The sequence below is a fragment of the Bradyrhizobium paxllaeri genome (assembly GCF_001693515.2).
Classification (GTDB): Bacteria; Pseudomonadota; Alphaproteobacteria; order Rhizobiales; family Xanthobacteraceae; genus Bradyrhizobium; species Bradyrhizobium paxllaeri.
Genome location: NZ_CP042968.1, coordinates 1424557 through 1439349 on the forward strand (window position 1 = coordinate 1424557; position 14793 = coordinate 1439349).

The 14793-nt window shown below is 59.7% G+C and carries 18 protein-coding genes; 5 read left to right on the top strand and 13 right to left on the bottom strand.

Going from position 1 to position 14793, the window contains the following annotated elements:
- Nucleotides 1-224: 224 nt before the first annotated feature.
- Entirely contained in the window at nucleotides 225-1220 is a 996-nt protein-coding gene (locus LMTR21_RS06710; protein ID WP_065755818.1) for a hypothetical protein, read from the bottom strand.
- Between the two features lie 115 nt (nucleotides 1221-1335).
- On the opposite strand from LMTR21_RS06710, the gene LMTR21_RS06715 reads away from it, so the two are divergent.
- Complete coding sequence (locus tag LMTR21_RS06715; RefSeq protein WP_065755819.1) at nucleotides 1336-1971, top strand: TetR/AcrR family transcriptional regulator; 636 nt, start codon at nucleotides 1336-1338, stop codon at nucleotides 1969-1971.
- A 104-nt stretch (nucleotides 1972-2075) separates the two neighbouring features.
- Here LMTR21_RS06715 and LMTR21_RS06720 read toward each other — a convergent pair whose 3' ends face one another.
- The 4 genes from LMTR21_RS06720 to LMTR21_RS06735 all read right to left on the bottom strand — a co-directional run bounded on the left by LMTR21_RS06720 (nucleotide 2076) and on the right by LMTR21_RS06735 (nucleotide 5263).
- Nucleotides 2076-2396 (bottom strand): putative quinol monooxygenase, encoded by a 321-nt coding sequence (locus LMTR21_RS06720; protein WP_065726926.1) that lies wholly within the window; start codon nucleotides 2394-2396, stop codon nucleotides 2076-2078.
- 194 nt (nucleotides 2397-2590) lie between these two features.
- A complete protein-coding gene (locus LMTR21_RS06725; protein WP_065755820.1) occupies nucleotides 2591-3526 on the bottom strand; it encodes an NAD(P)-dependent alcohol dehydrogenase in 936 nt (311 codons plus the stop codon).
- A gap of 111 nt (nucleotides 3527-3637) precedes the next feature.
- Nucleotides 3638-3994 carry a hypothetical protein gene (locus LMTR21_RS06730; RefSeq protein ID WP_141688574.1) on the bottom strand — a complete coding sequence of 119 codons (357 nt, stop codon included), beginning with the start codon at nucleotides 3992-3994 and terminating at the stop codon, nucleotides 3638-3640.
- Between the two features lie 447 nt (nucleotides 3995-4441).
- Nucleotides 4442-5263: an aldo/keto reductase gene (locus tag LMTR21_RS06735; RefSeq protein ID WP_065755821.1), complete on the bottom strand. Its 822-nt coding sequence runs from the start codon at nucleotides 5261-5263 to the stop codon at nucleotides 4442-4444.
- Nucleotides 5264-5534: 271 nt separating this feature from the next.
- Between LMTR21_RS06735 and LMTR21_RS06740 the strand changes: the two genes are divergently transcribed.
- The gene (locus tag LMTR21_RS06740; RefSeq protein WP_141688575.1) at nucleotides 5535-5981 is read left to right on the top strand and encodes a hypothetical protein; all 447 of its coding nucleotides are present in this window, start codon (nucleotides 5535-5537) and stop codon (nucleotides 5979-5981) included.
- Nucleotides 5982-6526: 545 nt separating this feature from the next.
- On the opposite strand, the gene LMTR21_RS06745 is transcribed toward LMTR21_RS06740, so the two are convergent.
- The 3 genes from LMTR21_RS06745 to LMTR21_RS06755 form a co-directional block, all read right to left on the bottom strand.
- Nucleotides 6527-7177: a TetR/AcrR family transcriptional regulator gene (locus LMTR21_RS06745; RefSeq protein ID WP_065755822.1), complete on the bottom strand. Its 651-nt coding sequence runs from the start codon at nucleotides 7175-7177 to the stop codon at nucleotides 6527-6529.
- Nucleotides 7178-7559: 382 nt separating this feature from the next.
- Nucleotides 7560-8009, bottom strand: a complete 450-nt coding sequence (locus LMTR21_RS06750) for a VOC family protein (protein WP_065755823.1) — start codon at nucleotides 8007-8009, stop codon at nucleotides 7560-7562.
- 152 nt (nucleotides 8010-8161) lie between these two features.
- Nucleotides 8162-9055 (bottom strand): LysR substrate-binding domain-containing protein, encoded by an 894-nt coding sequence (locus LMTR21_RS06755; protein ID WP_065755824.1) that lies wholly within the window; start codon nucleotides 9053-9055, stop codon nucleotides 8162-8164.
- 281 nt (nucleotides 9056-9336) lie between these two features.
- On the opposite strand from LMTR21_RS06755, the gene LMTR21_RS06760 reads away from it, so the two are divergent.
- Entirely contained in the window at nucleotides 9337-9993 is a 657-nt protein-coding gene (locus LMTR21_RS06760; RefSeq protein WP_246175355.1) for a 2-keto-4-pentenoate hydratase, read from the top strand.
- On the top strand, nucleotides 9990-10796 hold the full coding sequence (locus tag LMTR21_RS06765; RefSeq protein ID WP_065755826.1) for an amidohydrolase family protein: 807 nt from the start codon (nucleotides 9990-9992) through the stop codon (nucleotides 10794-10796). The genes LMTR21_RS06760 and LMTR21_RS06765 overlap by 4 nt, the downstream gene beginning before the upstream one ends.
- Here LMTR21_RS06765 and LMTR21_RS41760 read toward each other — a convergent pair.
- Nucleotides 10793-11224 carry a zinc-binding dehydrogenase gene (locus tag LMTR21_RS41760; RefSeq protein WP_141688586.1) on the bottom strand — a complete coding sequence of 144 codons (432 nt, stop codon included), beginning with the start codon at nucleotides 11222-11224 and terminating at the stop codon, nucleotides 10793-10795. The two genes, LMTR21_RS06765 and LMTR21_RS41760, sit on opposite strands and share 4 nt — an antisense overlap.
- Nucleotides 11179-11808: an alcohol dehydrogenase catalytic domain-containing protein gene (locus LMTR21_RS06775; protein ID WP_084030916.1), complete on the bottom strand. Its 630-nt coding sequence runs from the start codon at nucleotides 11806-11808 to the stop codon at nucleotides 11179-11181. The genes LMTR21_RS41760 and LMTR21_RS06775 overlap by 46 nt, the downstream gene beginning before the upstream one ends.
- Nucleotides 11809-12017: 209 nt before the next feature.
- Here LMTR21_RS06775 and LMTR21_RS39940 point away from each other — a divergent pair, with 209 nt between their 5' ends.
- Nucleotides 12018-12173, top strand: coding sequence for a hypothetical protein (locus tag LMTR21_RS39940; protein WP_187399318.1), 156 nt, complete (start codon nucleotides 12018-12020; stop codon nucleotides 12171-12173).
- Nucleotides 12174-12221: 48 nt separating this feature from the next.
- On the opposite strand, the gene LMTR21_RS06780 is transcribed toward LMTR21_RS39940, so the two are convergent.
- The 3 genes from LMTR21_RS06780 to LMTR21_RS06790 are packed head-to-tail and all read right to left on the bottom strand — an operon-like array spanning nucleotide 12222 to nucleotide 14674.
- On the bottom strand, nucleotides 12222-13202 hold the full coding sequence (locus tag LMTR21_RS06780; protein WP_084030917.1) for a cupin domain-containing protein: 981 nt from the start codon (nucleotides 13200-13202) through the stop codon (nucleotides 12222-12224).
- 34 nt (nucleotides 13203-13236) lie between these two features.
- Nucleotides 13237-13791, bottom strand: a complete 555-nt coding sequence (locus LMTR21_RS06785; RefSeq protein ID WP_187399319.1) for a MarR family winged helix-turn-helix transcriptional regulator — start codon at nucleotides 13789-13791, stop codon at nucleotides 13237-13239.
- Nucleotides 13792-13798: 7 nt separating this feature from the next.
- Nucleotides 13799-14674 (bottom strand): fumarylacetoacetate hydrolase family protein, encoded by an 876-nt coding sequence (locus tag LMTR21_RS06790; RefSeq protein ID WP_065755829.1) that lies wholly within the window; start codon nucleotides 14672-14674, stop codon nucleotides 13799-13801.
- Nucleotides 14675-14793 lie beyond the last annotated feature (119 nt).

Here is a 14793-nt window from a genome sequence, read left to right on the forward strand (position 1 = left end):
TTCGCGGCCATCGCCATCGCCATCGCACTCTCGGTGACTCGGGCGCAGGAGGCGAGGGGCGTCTCCAACTATGGCCCGGTGGGCAGAGCCCGCGAGGTCGGGCGCGCAATACTCTTTGGGGCAGATGGCGTCGTGCTCATGGCCGATACTTCGGCACGACAGGCCCGTGTATACGCTCTGCTTTGCTCCGACCGGGCAAGCTTCACGCGAGAATGAAGGAATATTCAGCGCGCGACGATCAGGCCCTTGCTGGTCACGACCACCCAGCGGCCGTCCTGCTTGCGAATGGCATCGACCCGGCCGAGACCGGGCACGGGGTCGCCGGCATAGACCTCATACATGCCGCGGTGACTCTGGATCAGTGCGCTGCCATTGGCGACGTCCCGTAATATCCAGCCTTCGACGGTTGGCAGCCGTGCAATTTCGGGCTTGGGCGAAGGAAAAGGAGCGGGTGCGGCCGCAGCCTGCTGCGATATCAACCCAGTCACGTCCTTTGCGGGAGCCGATGCGGCGATGCCCGTTGTCGCGGATGCCTGGGCGGCGCGAAGCTTGTCGACGGCTTCGCTGAGCTTGGCGAGTTTCGCGGCAGGCTCGGTCTGCGCCTTCTCGACCTTGTCGAGGCGGTCGCTGGCCTTGTTGAACTGGGTAGCGCCCGCCGTGGCAGTATGTTCGATGCTTGCCTTCAGCGCTGCGATGTCGGCATCGATCCGCGCCACGGAGGCCTCCAGCCCGTGGTCCTTCGCCGGCGCCAGGGCTGAGGCCGAAGCCGTCTCTCCGGCCATCAACTTTCCAATGCCTGCCGTTGCCAGCGCCCCGCCGAGCGCACCCGCCACCGTCGCCAACGCCAGCACGGCGGCCATCACCCCGAACCGGCGCTTGCTGGACGATGCCTCTGCCGGCGCAGCCTTTGCGTCAGCGCCGAGGCGGTCGCCAGGCGACATGATCGTCACATTACTGGGGAAGCGCCGCGCTTCCGGCTTTCCGGTGTCGATCGCGAGAGCTTCACCCTGTAACGCTTCAAGTTTTTGCGCTTCCGTTGCGACGGCCTCCACCCTGGGCGCGTCGGGCCTCGGCGAGGTTTCTTCCTGGTTGGATGCGATTCTCGCCGTCTCGACCTCAGCCGCTGCCGGCTCGCTGGGCGCCGACACATCGGCAGCGGCTGGGCCTACGCCAAGGGTTCCGGTTTCACCGCTGGTGGGTTGAGATTGCTGATCGCTCACGTGGGATTCTCCAGAACTGAAATCTCAATTAGTAGAATGATCTATCTATTATAATATGTTCGCATAATGACCGCACCTTATGATAGACAGAATGCTCTAAATTAGGAAGGTGGCTATGAGGAAGCTCGATCCAGTCAAGCACGAAGAGAAGCGGCAGCAAATTCTGCAAGCTGCAGCACGCTGTTTTGTGCGGGACGGTTTTAGAGGAGCGAGCACGTCCGACATTTGTGCAGAGGCCAAGATCAGCCCCGGGCACCTCTACCACTATTTCCCGAGCAAGGAGGCGATCGTCAGCGCCATCACCGTATTCGGACTGGCGATGGCCACCGAGATCTTCAGCGCTATCGCTCAAGGGCCCGACGTGGTCACGGCGCTCCTCGCAGAGCTGGAGCGCGGGATCTTCGGCGGCGACCGTTCGAAGGGGACTTTCATGCTCGATTTGCTCGCGGAATCCGCCCGTAATCCCGGGATCGGCGATATCCTGCGCGAGCGTCATTGTGAAATTAGGGCGTTGCTCGCGAAGCTCTTGCAGGAAGGCCAAGAGCGCGGCCAAGTCGATGTTGACCTGGATCCGGACTTGGCAGCGTCGATCCTCATCAGCTTCATCGATGGCGCCAAGGCGATGACGATCCGCGATCCTGGGCTGGACGCGGCGAACACCACCGAGATGCTAAAGATCGCTATCTCGCGCTTCCTGCGGCCTCCATCGAACAAGGCGTCGGCGAAAAAGCGCCAGCATCGCGGTGTGTAGGCTGGAATGCAATTCCAATTCTACCGATCATTGCGAGGGCGTTGGGCTTCCTACGATTGCAGCCGGGAGAAGAGCTGTTCCCTGGCCGAGGGCCTCGTGCTGGGTCAATTGGCCCTGGGAGCCTTGTTCGTTGAGCGGCACAACGTCGCCTCATAGACTTGGGCCTCATAGGATTCCAGAAGAGGTTTTCTTCTGTCATCAAATGCCACATAATGCGGCATGTTGATGTGGTTTTCCAAATCTTTCAAGGTCTCCCACATCTCGAATACGAACATCTCTTGTTCGTTTTCTAAAGAGGGATAATGGGAATAGGCTAGATTTCCGTTCTCCTTCCTTGTGTTTTTTACATTGTCCATCACGAAGGACAAAAGCTCATCCCGCTTTCCGGGCTTGAGAACATACTTGACCGACACGACAATGGTCACTTCAAACTATCCCTTCAAGCAACGCCATCGTTAAGGAGAAAGCGTAGATATTGGTATCATGAAATAACGCTGTCAACGCATGTGTTCGCCGGCAAGCCGCCCTACGCCGCGTCGAACTTAATGTATGCAGCGGTGTCGAGCCAACGCGCGTCTGATGTGCCCTCTGGATCGTAAGGAAGGATCAAGATCGTGTCCTATGTTTTCATCAGCAACACGACCTTGCCGGACAGCCTTGGTCCTAGTTCCGCTTTCGTCAGCATAGTCAGAGCGTCTTCGAAGCGCGCCTCCACACCAACGGCTGGCCTCAACGCGCCCTTGTAAGCAGTTTCAGCGATTGCCGAAAGGTGTTTGATTCCCATGGTCGCGAAGGCGAGTTTGTAGCGTCGCGACACCATTCCTCGAATGAGCCTCGGGGCTGTCGGATTGATATCGACGAACACCCCGTCGGGCTTGAGCATTGAAAGGCCGTCGCCAACACCGAGCGTTCCGAGGGTATCGAACACGGCGTCGAACTTTTCGCCATTAAGGTACGCACTCTTGTTGGAGTACGCGAATATCGGCTGGACACCCGCCGCGCTTGCGCTTGCCATGGAGGTGGGACCGCTTGTCCCGGCAACGCGTGCTCCGTGGGCGATCGCCAACTGCACGGCGAACGAGCCGACCGCGCCCGCGCAGCCATTCACAAATATACTTGAGCCAGGCCGTGCTCGAGCTTGGTCGATGACCGCAGCCCAGGCGGTCATCGCCGGAATGGGAAGGCAGGCTGCTTCGGCAAAGGAAAGCTGCGGGGGCTTCTTTGCGACAAGATTGGCATCCAGGGTGACCTGTTCCGCGAAGGCGCCCGACTTCTTGAAGTCCATGGTGCCGAAGACTTCATCCCCGACACGAACAGTGGTGACGTCGTTTCCGACGGCCTCGACGACCCCGGCAAAATCGGTACCCATCCCCTTCGGAAATGACCTATTCATGAAGAGTTTCATCGCTCCTTGGCGAAGCTTCCAGTCAAAGGGATTGATCGCCGCGGCCCGGACGGCAACGCGCACTTGGTTGCGCCCAAGCAGAGGTAAGTCGAACTCTCCGAAATGCATTTCCGCAGGTCCGCCGTAGCGGTCGTATTGTACTCTTCTCATCCTGGTTCTCAGTTCATAGTTGAAGATCGGTCCCGAGCTCCGCCACCATAAGGCGCGGCTTCGAGGCGGCGGCGCTACCAAGGCGCCGCCAATGAAGCCGATACGAAGCCGTTAGCGGCTGATCTTCAGGTCAGGCTTGTCGCCTTCCCAAGCCTGAAGTCCTCCGGGAATCTCTTGGAACCGAAGGCACTTCGCCATCGTGGTGCCGGAGAGGCACATCGCATCGCCTTTGACTGTCCAGGTGACGGATTGCGTAAACAGGGTCGCGCGCATGCTGCCGGTGCCGTCCTTGTTCAGGGTGAGTTTGAAGCTCCTGCCATTTGGCGAATCGGCCGACCAGGGAGCGCCGTCAACGAGAATCGCGACCGCCTTCTGCGGCGGCAGGTACGCCTGTCCCGCTGCGGCAAACGCGGGGATTGAGGCAAGAATTGCGGCGGCTGCCGGTGCGAGCCTTAGATGTGTTTTCATGTGAATGTCCTTTCTTCCTTTGATCTGCCTGAAGTACGGCGGCAGTGCCGCATAGCGAACGTCTCGCGAGGTAGGTGTCCTTCTATTGCTATCGAGGGACTGACGAACGGATGATGGCGTGCGGCCTGGGCCGTCATGAGGATCGGCAACAGCAGGGCAGGCGGAGTCGTCTGAACAGACTTCATCGATTTTGAAGTAGTCCTTCGAGAGAGAGGGTGGAGCGCCGCCCGCCCGTGGAGGTCTGGGACTCGTTTTCCTCAAAAAGGCCAGACAGGCGACGCTCCGAGGTAGACCTTTTAGGCAGAGCGCGTGCCTCGTCAACAAAAATAGACTGATCGCTCTATAATTATTCGTGATCTGCCCGACCTTGCGATGGTAGATTCACCGGATGCCCGACCAGAACCGGCGAACCCACCTGCAGTCCCCCACAAGGATGAGCCCATCAAGTCAGGCGAGGTCGGCAAGGTCTTCTTCCGTGAGGACGATATCGCCGGCGGCAGTGTTTTCTTCCAGGTGCGCCATGGACCCGGTCCCGGGAATTGCGATCATCGCTGGCGAGAGAGCCAGCAGCCAGGCCAAGGCAATCTGATTGCTGGTTGCTCCGTGTTGGCTCGCAATCCGTGCGAGGCGGCCGTCGTCGATGATCGTCATTCCTCCGCCGAGAGGAAAGAAGGGGCTGAAGGCGATATTCTCGGCCTCGCACGCCTTCAACAGCCAAAGGTCTCCGCGCTGCGCCACGTTAAAGTAATTCTGCACAGCAGCGACCGGCGCGATCGCGCGCGCTTCGGAAAGATGGTCCGGGTGAACATTGCTGAGACCGAGGTGACGGATCAGGCCTGCTTCGCGCAGGGCAGCAAGAGCCTCGAAGCGTTCGGCCAGCGACTCGTCTTGCGGCGGCCTCATTTCTCCGATGCGCAAATAGACTAGGTCGAGCCGGTCCAGGCCGAGGTCCTGAAGGTTTTCCTCGACCAATCGTCGCATGTCGGAGCCGGTGGCGGTCCGGTGGCTGCCATCTGGATTAAAAACGTGTCCGACCTTGGTCGCGATTAGCAGGCCCGACGGATAGGGATAAAGCGCCTCCCGGATCAAGCGGTTCGCGCGAACCGTTTTGTCGCTGCTGTGATAGAAGGCAGCCGTATCGATGAGGTTGACCCCGAGTTCGACCGCGCGGCGCAGCACAGCGCGGCCGGCGGCGGGGTCCCGGGCCGGGCCGCGAAATCCGTTAGCCGCAAGACGCATGGCGCCGAATCCGACCCGTTTGACAGCCATGTCACCGCCAATGCGGAACTCCGTAGCGTTGCTTGATGGCACAGTTGGCACTCCTCAAGAATATTTGCAGTGAGCGGCACATATTGTTACTAGATTGATCAATCTAGTTATGTGACGCAGGTGACAACGTGTCAATCAAATATTAGATTGAGTGATCTATATATACCGTGGGATCCCGGCAGGGCGACCGACGCTGGTGGAAAGAGTAAGGATCAAGATCATGTTTCGGTATGGAACACTCATCTCGCGGAGTTTGGGATGGCCATTCTTGATGGCAGTCTTGATCATCGCACCTGCTTGCGCGCAGCCGAGCTTCGATGAAGTGGCCGGTTCATGGTCGGGTGTGGGTTCGATGAAACCTTCGGATGGACCGCGCGAGCGTGTCCGTTGCAAGGTCAATTACATAGCTAAGAACGAAGGTCAGTCCGTGAAAATGAATGTGCGCTGCGCGAGCGACGCTTACAAACTGGAGCTGACCGCGAATATCGATCAAAGGGGCTCCGCGCTTTCGGGTAACTGGTTTGAAAGCCAGTACCGCCAGGGAGGTAAGATTTCGGGCCAAAACGTCAACGGTTTGATCGAAGCGAGAATCGAGGGCGATACGATCACGGCCTTGCTGACCGTTCGCACAAAAGGAAATCGTCAATCGTTCGCGATGGAATCACCTGGGGCTTGGGTTTCACAGGTCTCGATTGATCTTCTTCGAGATGCTCGATGAATCCGCAGCCGCGAGCGAGCAGCGGCGCTGTTGGAGCGATGTATCCAAGTTGAGGAGGCCATCCAAGACTAGTCGTCGACAGAAGAGCTGGATGCGACTTTCGTGGGGCCCATTGTATGTTCTCCTGGCGGCGTGTTCCTCGGACCCGGCGCGACAGGTTGACACCCCGGTCAGCCCGCCGGACCTATCGAAGGTCATGGAGTCGCTGAAGAAAGTTGCCGCTGAAGCCAAGCTTGAGGAGCCCCATGAGATTTCGGCGCCGATCCGAGCCCATCCAATATCTTCTGTACCGTGGATCATATGTCTTCGGAGCGGCGCTACGGAGCTCTCAAGAAGACGACCGTTAGCGGTCTTCTATAAAGGCAATGAGCACGTAACGACCCGAATGTCGGTGATTGTTGACCGTTGCGAGAGCCAGGCCTTCACCGCATTGAGGAAATGACTGCAGCGGCGACGGCGCCGAAATCTGTTAGCCGCAACGGGCGTGGCGCCGAATTCGCTGGCTTGACGGCAATACTATCGGGTCTTTCTCCGGTCAGTCGCTATCAAGCTCTGGATCGCGCCAGCGCTTTCTTCGTCCGACCAGGTTCTTTTCTCGCGTCTTCTAGAGAAGTCGTCAGCAGGCGAACCAGAAGCTGTTGGAGCAGGGCCGTGACCTTGCTCGCATCCTGCTTCGGATCCTGCAATGCCACTGCCTTCACCGCATGGGTAAGCCCGATGATCGCGGCACCTGCGACCTCCGGATCCAATTGACTCTGGATCTCACCCCGGGATTGGCCATAGCGAAGTACTTCGGCCAGAAGCCCACGCATGCTTCGGTTGTGGCCGTGCACTATCTTGCCCACTTCGGGATTGCGCCTGCTCTCTGCGAGTATCTCGAAAAACAGGGCGAACCCCGCCGGCCCCCCGGGCTGTCCCCCCAGCTCCGACAGGAGCGCCGCCACCACCGAGCGCCCGCCGGAGACGATGTCCTTTAACCGCTCCGATATCTTCTCGAGTCTCCCCTCCGCCAGCGCCGCGATGATCGCGTCCTTGCTTTCGAAGTAGTGATAGAGGTGGCCGGGGCTGATTCCCGCCTCGGCGCAAATTTCCGCTGTCGACGCGCCCTTCAGGCCGCTCCGGAGGAAGCAGCGCATCGCCGCGCCCAAAATTTCCTGACGTTTCTTTTCGTGCTTCTCAGGGTCGAGTTTTCGCATAACTTCTTCTTTAAACTGGACTAATTGATCTATCAACCGCTGTTTCAGTCGGAAGGCCCCTCGCGGCGGGCATCCCGCGCGGCCGGCCGCACCGGACCGCCTCCGATCAACTGGGTCGAGATGTCCGGAGCAGGATCTCGCAGTAACCGAGAGCTGCACTGAGGGTAATGCACAAATCGATGGAGTTCAGCGCAAAAGGCTGCTCTTGTGGACAATCAAAGCGCGGCTAGCCGATTGTGCTACCCGCCGACAGGACAGCGCGTCCCCGAATCGCGGGTATAGCGCGACCTGGCATTTCCGCTAACGCGTATTTCCTGAGATCGTGCGCGATATGCGTTGCCACCAGCTTCGCAAAGCCATCGAGGGAAGGTCTCCCTCAGTCTCATTCTCCGAAGCCAAAATACGTGCGCACCACCGGCTCGCGGAGCTTTCCGGGTTCGAAGACTTCGATGACAACCCCATCGGGAGCGCCAACCATGAAATAGCCGCCACCCCCGCCCAGCGAGCGGATGGGGTTTGGAATATGGAGACCTGCGGCCTTCATGCGCTTGTAGAGTTCATCGATGCCGACGACCTGCATGCCCAGATGATGGACGGCGTTCTTGCCTTCGCCGCGCGAGAGCTGATCGTACAGGTGCAAGGCGCCGATGCCGATCTTCATGAAGAAATTACGCGCGCCGGCAACATCGCCGTCCCACATCACCTCGGCGTCGAACCATTTCTTGTAGAAGTCGATCGTCGCATCGATGTCGGATGCAAAGAGATGCACGTGCTGGAGGTGGTAACGCTGCTTGGTCCCGTAAGGATACTGCCAATCGTCTTGTGTCGTCATCGTTGCTCCCTGAATCTTAGGCTTCCGCTTCATTCAGCGTTTTAGGTGCTCAGAGCTGGGTCAGCCTGGCAAACGAGGTTTTCTGTTTGCGCCTTGAGCGACACTCAAGTCACTTCTGTGGCAGGCTTTACCTTCCGAGCGGGACGCTTCGTTCATGACGCGCGCGGGATATCCTGGTCGCGTGAGTTGCCGAGCCAACTGGCAAAGGCGGCCACTGCAGGATCATCCGCCATCCGCTGCTCGTATTCGAGAACGAAGTGCCGCCGGGTCTGGCGAACGATGGGATGGGCGCGGACGAGCCTGCCGCGCACGAGGTCGGGGCCGAGCAGGCCCTCGATTGCGATGGCCACGCCAAGGCCCGCTTCCGCGGCTTCGATGGCGAGGCTGAGGCTCTCAAAGCTGCTGCCGCCCTGCACAGGCACGTCCGAGAACTGCGCGCAATCCAACCATCGTCGCCAGTCGTCGGGGCGGGGCTTCACATGCAAAAGGGGAATGCTTGAGAAGTCCACTGAGCCGTTTCTGATGAGTTCAGGCGAGCACACCGGCACTGTCGCGATCGGTACCAACGGCCGAGTGACCATGCCGGCCCGCGGTTCGGCATCAGAGACGGCGATCACCGCATCAAATCGGCTGGCCAGGAGGTCCACCGGATTGGCGCTGGTGTGCAAGTCGATCTCGAGGTCTGGATAGGCAGTCCTGAGGCTTGGCCAGATTGGCAGAAGAAAACGAGAGACGAAGAAGCCGTAGACCCCGACCGATAGACGCCTGAAACGCCGCAAGCGGAGCCCGTCAGCCGCATCTGCGATCCGGTCCAAAGCCTCGCGTGTGGAATCGGCGAAGGCCTTGCCGGCGGAGGTCAAGGCCAGCCCACGTGGTCCACGCAGAAAAAGCGCAGTGCCCATGCGTGCCTCGAGCGCGCGCACGTGCCGGCTGACGGCTCCAACCGTGACGTTCAGCTCGTCGGCGGCACGCGTGATCGAAAGGTGTCGCGCGGCAGCCTCGAACGCTCGCACCGCATGCAAGGGAGGGAGTCGTCGTGATGCCATTGGTCGATTCCAGCCGGTGTCGGAGGGTAGGCGGGACTTAAGGGCGGCCCAGGCGATCGAGCGTTGACTTTGGCTCAACCCACCGACCTAAGAAGTCGTTTGCGTGCAGCGGTGTCAAGTCATACGCCAATGCTCCTGGTGAGGTGACTACGATGAATCGATCCACCCCGCGTGAGCTCGCCGGCCTGCTCGCCACGCTACGCCGCGAAGGACGACAGCAAAGTGGACTCGACCGGCGCCTCGTGCCGCCGGACAAGGCGACGGCTTATGGCGTTGCCCGCATGGTCGAGGAAGAACTGGGCTGGGAGGTCGCGGGGTGGAAAATCGCTGCGATGAAGGAGCCGCTGCAACGGCAGTTGCGCACGGACTCGCCGATCTACGGCCGCGTATTTGCATCAGGGATCGTGGAGTCGCCCGGCAACGTCGAACACGCCAGGCAATGCAGCCCGATTCCCGAGGTGGAGTATCAGGCGCGCCTTGGAGCCGATTTGCCGCCGCGCGGCAAGCCCTACACCACTGAGGAAGTAACTGAGGCGATAGTTTCGCTGCACCCGGGAATTGAACTGGCGGAATGCCGGTTCGTCCACGACGCAGCATTTCCTCCGTTGACGGCAGTCCTCGCTGATGGCGCCGGCTCCGGGACGATCGTCTATGGTCCTGCCATCGCGGATTGGCAAAGGCGCGACATTGCCGGGCAGGAGGTCTTCCTAACATGTAACGGCACATTGCGCCGCAAAGGCACGGCCAGAGAGTTTCTCGATCACCCGATGGTGCCGGTGACCTGGCTTGCCAACGAACTTTCGCGCACGGGCATCGGAATGAAGGCTGGGCAGATGATCAGCACGGGCACGCTGACCGGGATGTTGCGGCCGAAGCCGGGCGAGACATTCGTTGCCGATTTTGGACCGTTTGGAACTGTTGAAGCGAGGTACCTATGATCATCGATGCCTGGGGACAGCATCACACACTGCGCCACAGCCAGGATCCGATCTTCGCGTCGCTGCGGCGCTGGACTAAGCGCGCCACGCCGACCGAGGCGCCGCCGGTGTCGGAGACGTTGGCCGCGATGGACAAGGGAAGCGTCAACCGCATGCTGATCAGCGCCTGGGTCGCGCCGCGCAATGTCATGATATCCAATGACGAGGTCGCTTCCTTCGTCGCCGAAGCCCACGGGCGACTGGTCGGCGTCGGCTCGGTGGACATTTCCAGGCCGATGGAAGCAATTCGCGAGGTCAGGCGCTGCGTGCGTGAGCTCGGCTTCAAGGCGATCCGGGTGCTGCCCTGGCTATGGGAAGTTCCGCCGACCGATCGGCGATTCTACCCGGTCTATGTTGCCTGCGTCGAGGAGGGCGTGCCGTTCTGTACGCAGATCGGACACACCGGCCCGCTGATGCCTTCCGAGGTCGGGCGACCGATCTACCTCGATCGTATTGCGCTCGATTTTCCGGAACTGGTCATCGTCGGTGGCCACATTGGTTATCCTTGGACCGAAGAAGCCGTCGCCGTCGCGACCAAGCACGAAAATGTTTACATCGACACCTCGGCATATACGATGCGGCGCTATCCTCCGGGGCTTGTCGAGTATCTCCGCAGCCATGGCGCCGCGAAGGTGCTGTTTGGCACGAACTATCCGATGATCGCACCCGACAAGGCGCTCGAAGGCCTCGACGCACTCAACCTCACCGAAGAGATCAAGGCAGCATTTCTCGGCGGCAACGCCGCGCGGGTCTTCCGCCTCTAGGGCGATTCGAGACGAGCCGCGCTCCGCCAAGGTCCGCATTGGGCCGACCCTGCACGGCGATGGCCGCCCCGGAGTTCGTCATGTCGACGATGGCGAGCACGGTCGATATTCACGGCGATCGTGCCGGTTCGAACCAATTCGAAGAGCGTGGCTGCAACGGAACGGAACGACGCGGTATCTTGGATGTGCCCCGTCACACCGACGCGGGTCACGGAAAGCGACTTCGACGCGAGGAGCATTACGTTGAACGGAGGAACATTGCCTGACGCGTTGCCGTAGTTTACCGCTCGTCCAAGTTGCCGTAGCAGCGGGAGCGATGGAATAAACGTGTCCTTACCGACGCCATCGAAAACGGCCGAGAGGCCACGCGGCCCGATTCGCTTTACTTCGGATACGAAGTCGGGTTTCCCTGTAGAGGACGATGTGATCGCAGCCCAGTCGTTTGGCCGTTTCTGCCTTCTTGCGGGAGCCTACCGTGCCGATTACCGTGGCCCAGGTGCTTTGACCATTGGACTAGCAAAGAACCGACCCCGGCGGCCCCTGTGTGAATCAGGATGATATCGTCCGGTCCCGGCTGGTAAACACCGTTTATGATCAGAGAGGCGGTGCACCCCTTCATGAGCATCGCGGCAGCCCGCTGGTCACTAACGCCGGATGGGACCGTGACCAAGCGATCAGCAGGAACGTTGCGTTCTTCAGCACAGGCTCCGGTATCCTCATAGAATTGCCCGCGCATGCCGGCGTAGGCGACGTGGTCACCGGGCTTGAAGTCGGTCACCGATGAGCCAATTGCCTCAACGATGCCCGCCGCCTCATTGCCGATCCCGAAAGGGAACGAGGGGTTATGGTTAGGATAAAATCCGCCGCGCCTTACGTTCAGGTCGGAAAAGTTCACTCCGATCGCCGTATGGCGCACCCGGACCTCGTCCGGGGCAGGATTGGGAAGCTCGATATCTAGGAGCTCCAACACATCCGGTCCGCCGTGTTGCCGAATGCGAATCGCCTTGCTCATGCTCCCTCTACAGGCCGGTCAACAGACCCAAGCACGAAGTCGCCGTTCGCGATACCGGTGCTGGAAGCCCTTGCAGGCGATCAAGGATGCACATCGGGCGCGGGGCTGCCTAAGACGCGAATCGACCCTAGAGAGAGCCGGATCGTCTGAATGCAGTCCTCGTACCACCCCGGCGGCCAATTGGCCGAGCGAGCGTTGATTTTCTCCAGGTGATCGTCGCCACCAAAGACGATGAGGAAGAGCCGATCTTCCAGGCCGCCAATTGCGGCCTGGTCGCCGGCCGCTGGTGTTGGCAGCGTGAAATCCCGGTCGCCCGCTTCGCCTCATTCGTGCGATGCACCTTCACCGCCGCAAACAGCGCTTAAATCTCCGCTGCATCGAATTAGTGCTGACGATTCAATCCGTCGGAGCGGTCACACGAACTCAGACCGATAATACTTGAAAGCACGCATCAGAGGTTCGTCGGACATGCAGAAGAGCTGAGAGTCCGAGGTTGATTGGTGGCTGAAAGGGGCCCAAGTGGGAATGGCAACCGTATCGCCCTTTTGCCACGCGAATGTCTCCTCGCCCACTTTGGTCTCACCAGACCCTTCCATCACAACGAATATCCGGTTCGCGGTCGAGCGCTGGCGACGCGTTCGCTGTCCGGAACCCAATCGCTCGACTGTCAGGCCCATGGTCGGCATATCAGGCGCCTCAAGCGTGATGCGAGGACCGTGGCCCTCCTCCGGATCGCTCTTTGCCGTATCGAGCCCGGCCAATATCGCGTCGCGACAAAATCGGAAGCGCGAGTCGGCCGCGACCGACGCGATCTTCTCGTATTTGTCGGGATATTCCTCAAAGAACATCGGCTCCATCAGATGCACCAAGGGAATGTCCAAGCCGTCGAGCCAATAAGCAGGCTCTGCTCCTTCGTGGCCATGTCCGTGCCAGTGCCCTCCTGGTGTCAGAATGATGTCGCCGGACGCCATCGGTGTCTTTTCGCCGTTGACGACTGAATATGATCCCTTCGCATCGAGAATGACGCGCAGCGCGTGAGCCGAATGGCGGTGCGACGGTGCCACCTCGCCCGGCAGAATCATCTGGTACGCACAGACAAGCGTTCTCACGGTCGCAAAATTGTTGCCGGGAAACGGGTTTCTCAGAATGAGATTGCGCCGTTCTGCAAGCGCTACGTCGATCAGGGTGCCCGCTGATGCCAGCGCGTCCCGAACCTGGCGGTAGCGCCACTGTGTGGGAACAAAATCGGTGCGCGGCTCCTTCCAGAAGATAGGACGATCACGCCCCACCCAGCCCGGCGTGACTTCGAGACGTTCCGTTTCGCGGTAAAGATCATCCAGCGATGCGATTTCGGTTTGTGGTCCCGCATTATCCTTGATCATGACTGTGTCCATGATTTCTCTCTATCGTTGGAGGTATCGCAGCAATTCAACCGACAGCATCTTCGGCATCGGCGAGAATCTGCAGGCATTTGAGAAACACCGGCCTGAGATAGTCGGGTAAAGGAGAAAGAAGGGCTTCCTGTGCATCGAGCGCCTGCTGAACGACGGCCAGTAGCGCGCTCTTGCCGGTTTCGGTGAGAGCGATTTCCACGGCTCGCCGATCCCGTTCGTGAGCGCGCCGCTCCACGAGATGGCGTTCGACCATGCGCGTCAACATCTCGCCCAAGGTGCTGCGATCAAGATGCAAGCGATTGCCAAGTTCGGTCTGAGGCAGCGGTCCCAGCTGGAAGAGGGTGAGCAGAATGCCGAACTGGCGCGGCGTAAGTTCGGATTGCGCGGTAAATTGCTCGTAGAGCGAGGCTGCGCGGCTATCCAGCCGCCGGATGAGATAGCCCGGCAATCCATGAAGGACGAGACCGCGCGCGAAGGCCTCGGTCTGTGCGACGGTCGTCGAACCGGAAGCGGTCGGGGAGGCGGCTGGTGTTCTTGGCAAGATGCATTTCCTTCGGAAGCTGGAGGTCGCGTCATCGACGGCGATCAAAAAGCCACTAACTACCAACGGGCACGGTCATTTCGCCAAGTGTTTCGCAACCAGTGACAATGACATCCCCAGGGACCACCGCTCCAACCCCTTCCGGGGTTCCGGTCATCAGAATATCACCGGGGTAAAGCGTGTAGGCACTCGATGCGATCTCAATCAGGCGCCGAATGCCGACGGTCATCGCCGCCGTTGAGGATCGCTGCCGCGGAGCGCCATTCAAGGTCAGCCAGAGCATCAGTTGCTCCGGATCGGCAACTTCATCGGCGGTCGTAAGCCATGGTCCCAGGACAGTGTAGGAGTCCGCGGACTTGCGAAAGCTTCGTTCCTCCGATCCACGAACGCTCATGTCCAGCCCCATGCAATAGCCGGCGATGTATTCCATGGCGTCTCGAGCGCTGATGTTCTTGCCAGTCTTGCCGATGACGACGACAAGCTCGGCTTCGTAGTCGTTTCGCTTGTCGCACCAGTTCAGGCTGATGCCGGGGCTCGGCCCCGCAACCGAAGATGTCGCTTTCAAGAACAAGCCGAGCGTTTCAACCGGCCGATCGAGTCCCGCAAGCTGCTTGTTGTGAAAATTATGATGAACTGCGGGGTCCTTTGCATCGATCTCGACGTGGAGACGATAATTCGCCGGGGCCGCCATGATCTTACCGGGATTGGCCACGGGGCTGCGCAATTGAACCTGCGCCAGGTCGAATTTCCTTGCGTGGCCTTTGAGCCGCTGCGCGGCGCTGCAGACAGCTGGGAGATGCGCAATGAGCGCGTCGCCCATCGGATATTGCCAGCGGTAACTCGGAAGGGAGTCGAGCGCAGCGGTGACATCGTAAACAACCTGGTCGTTGACCAGGCCGAGCAAACCATCGTCGAAACGGCATAGGCGCATTGTTCGCTGTCCTTCTGAGGTCCTGACGAAGCCATCCTAACTGTATGTACACGTACATTAATCGGATGGACAAAATCTGTTATCTTCCAGATTTATAGCACGAAATAATTGACAGTCGA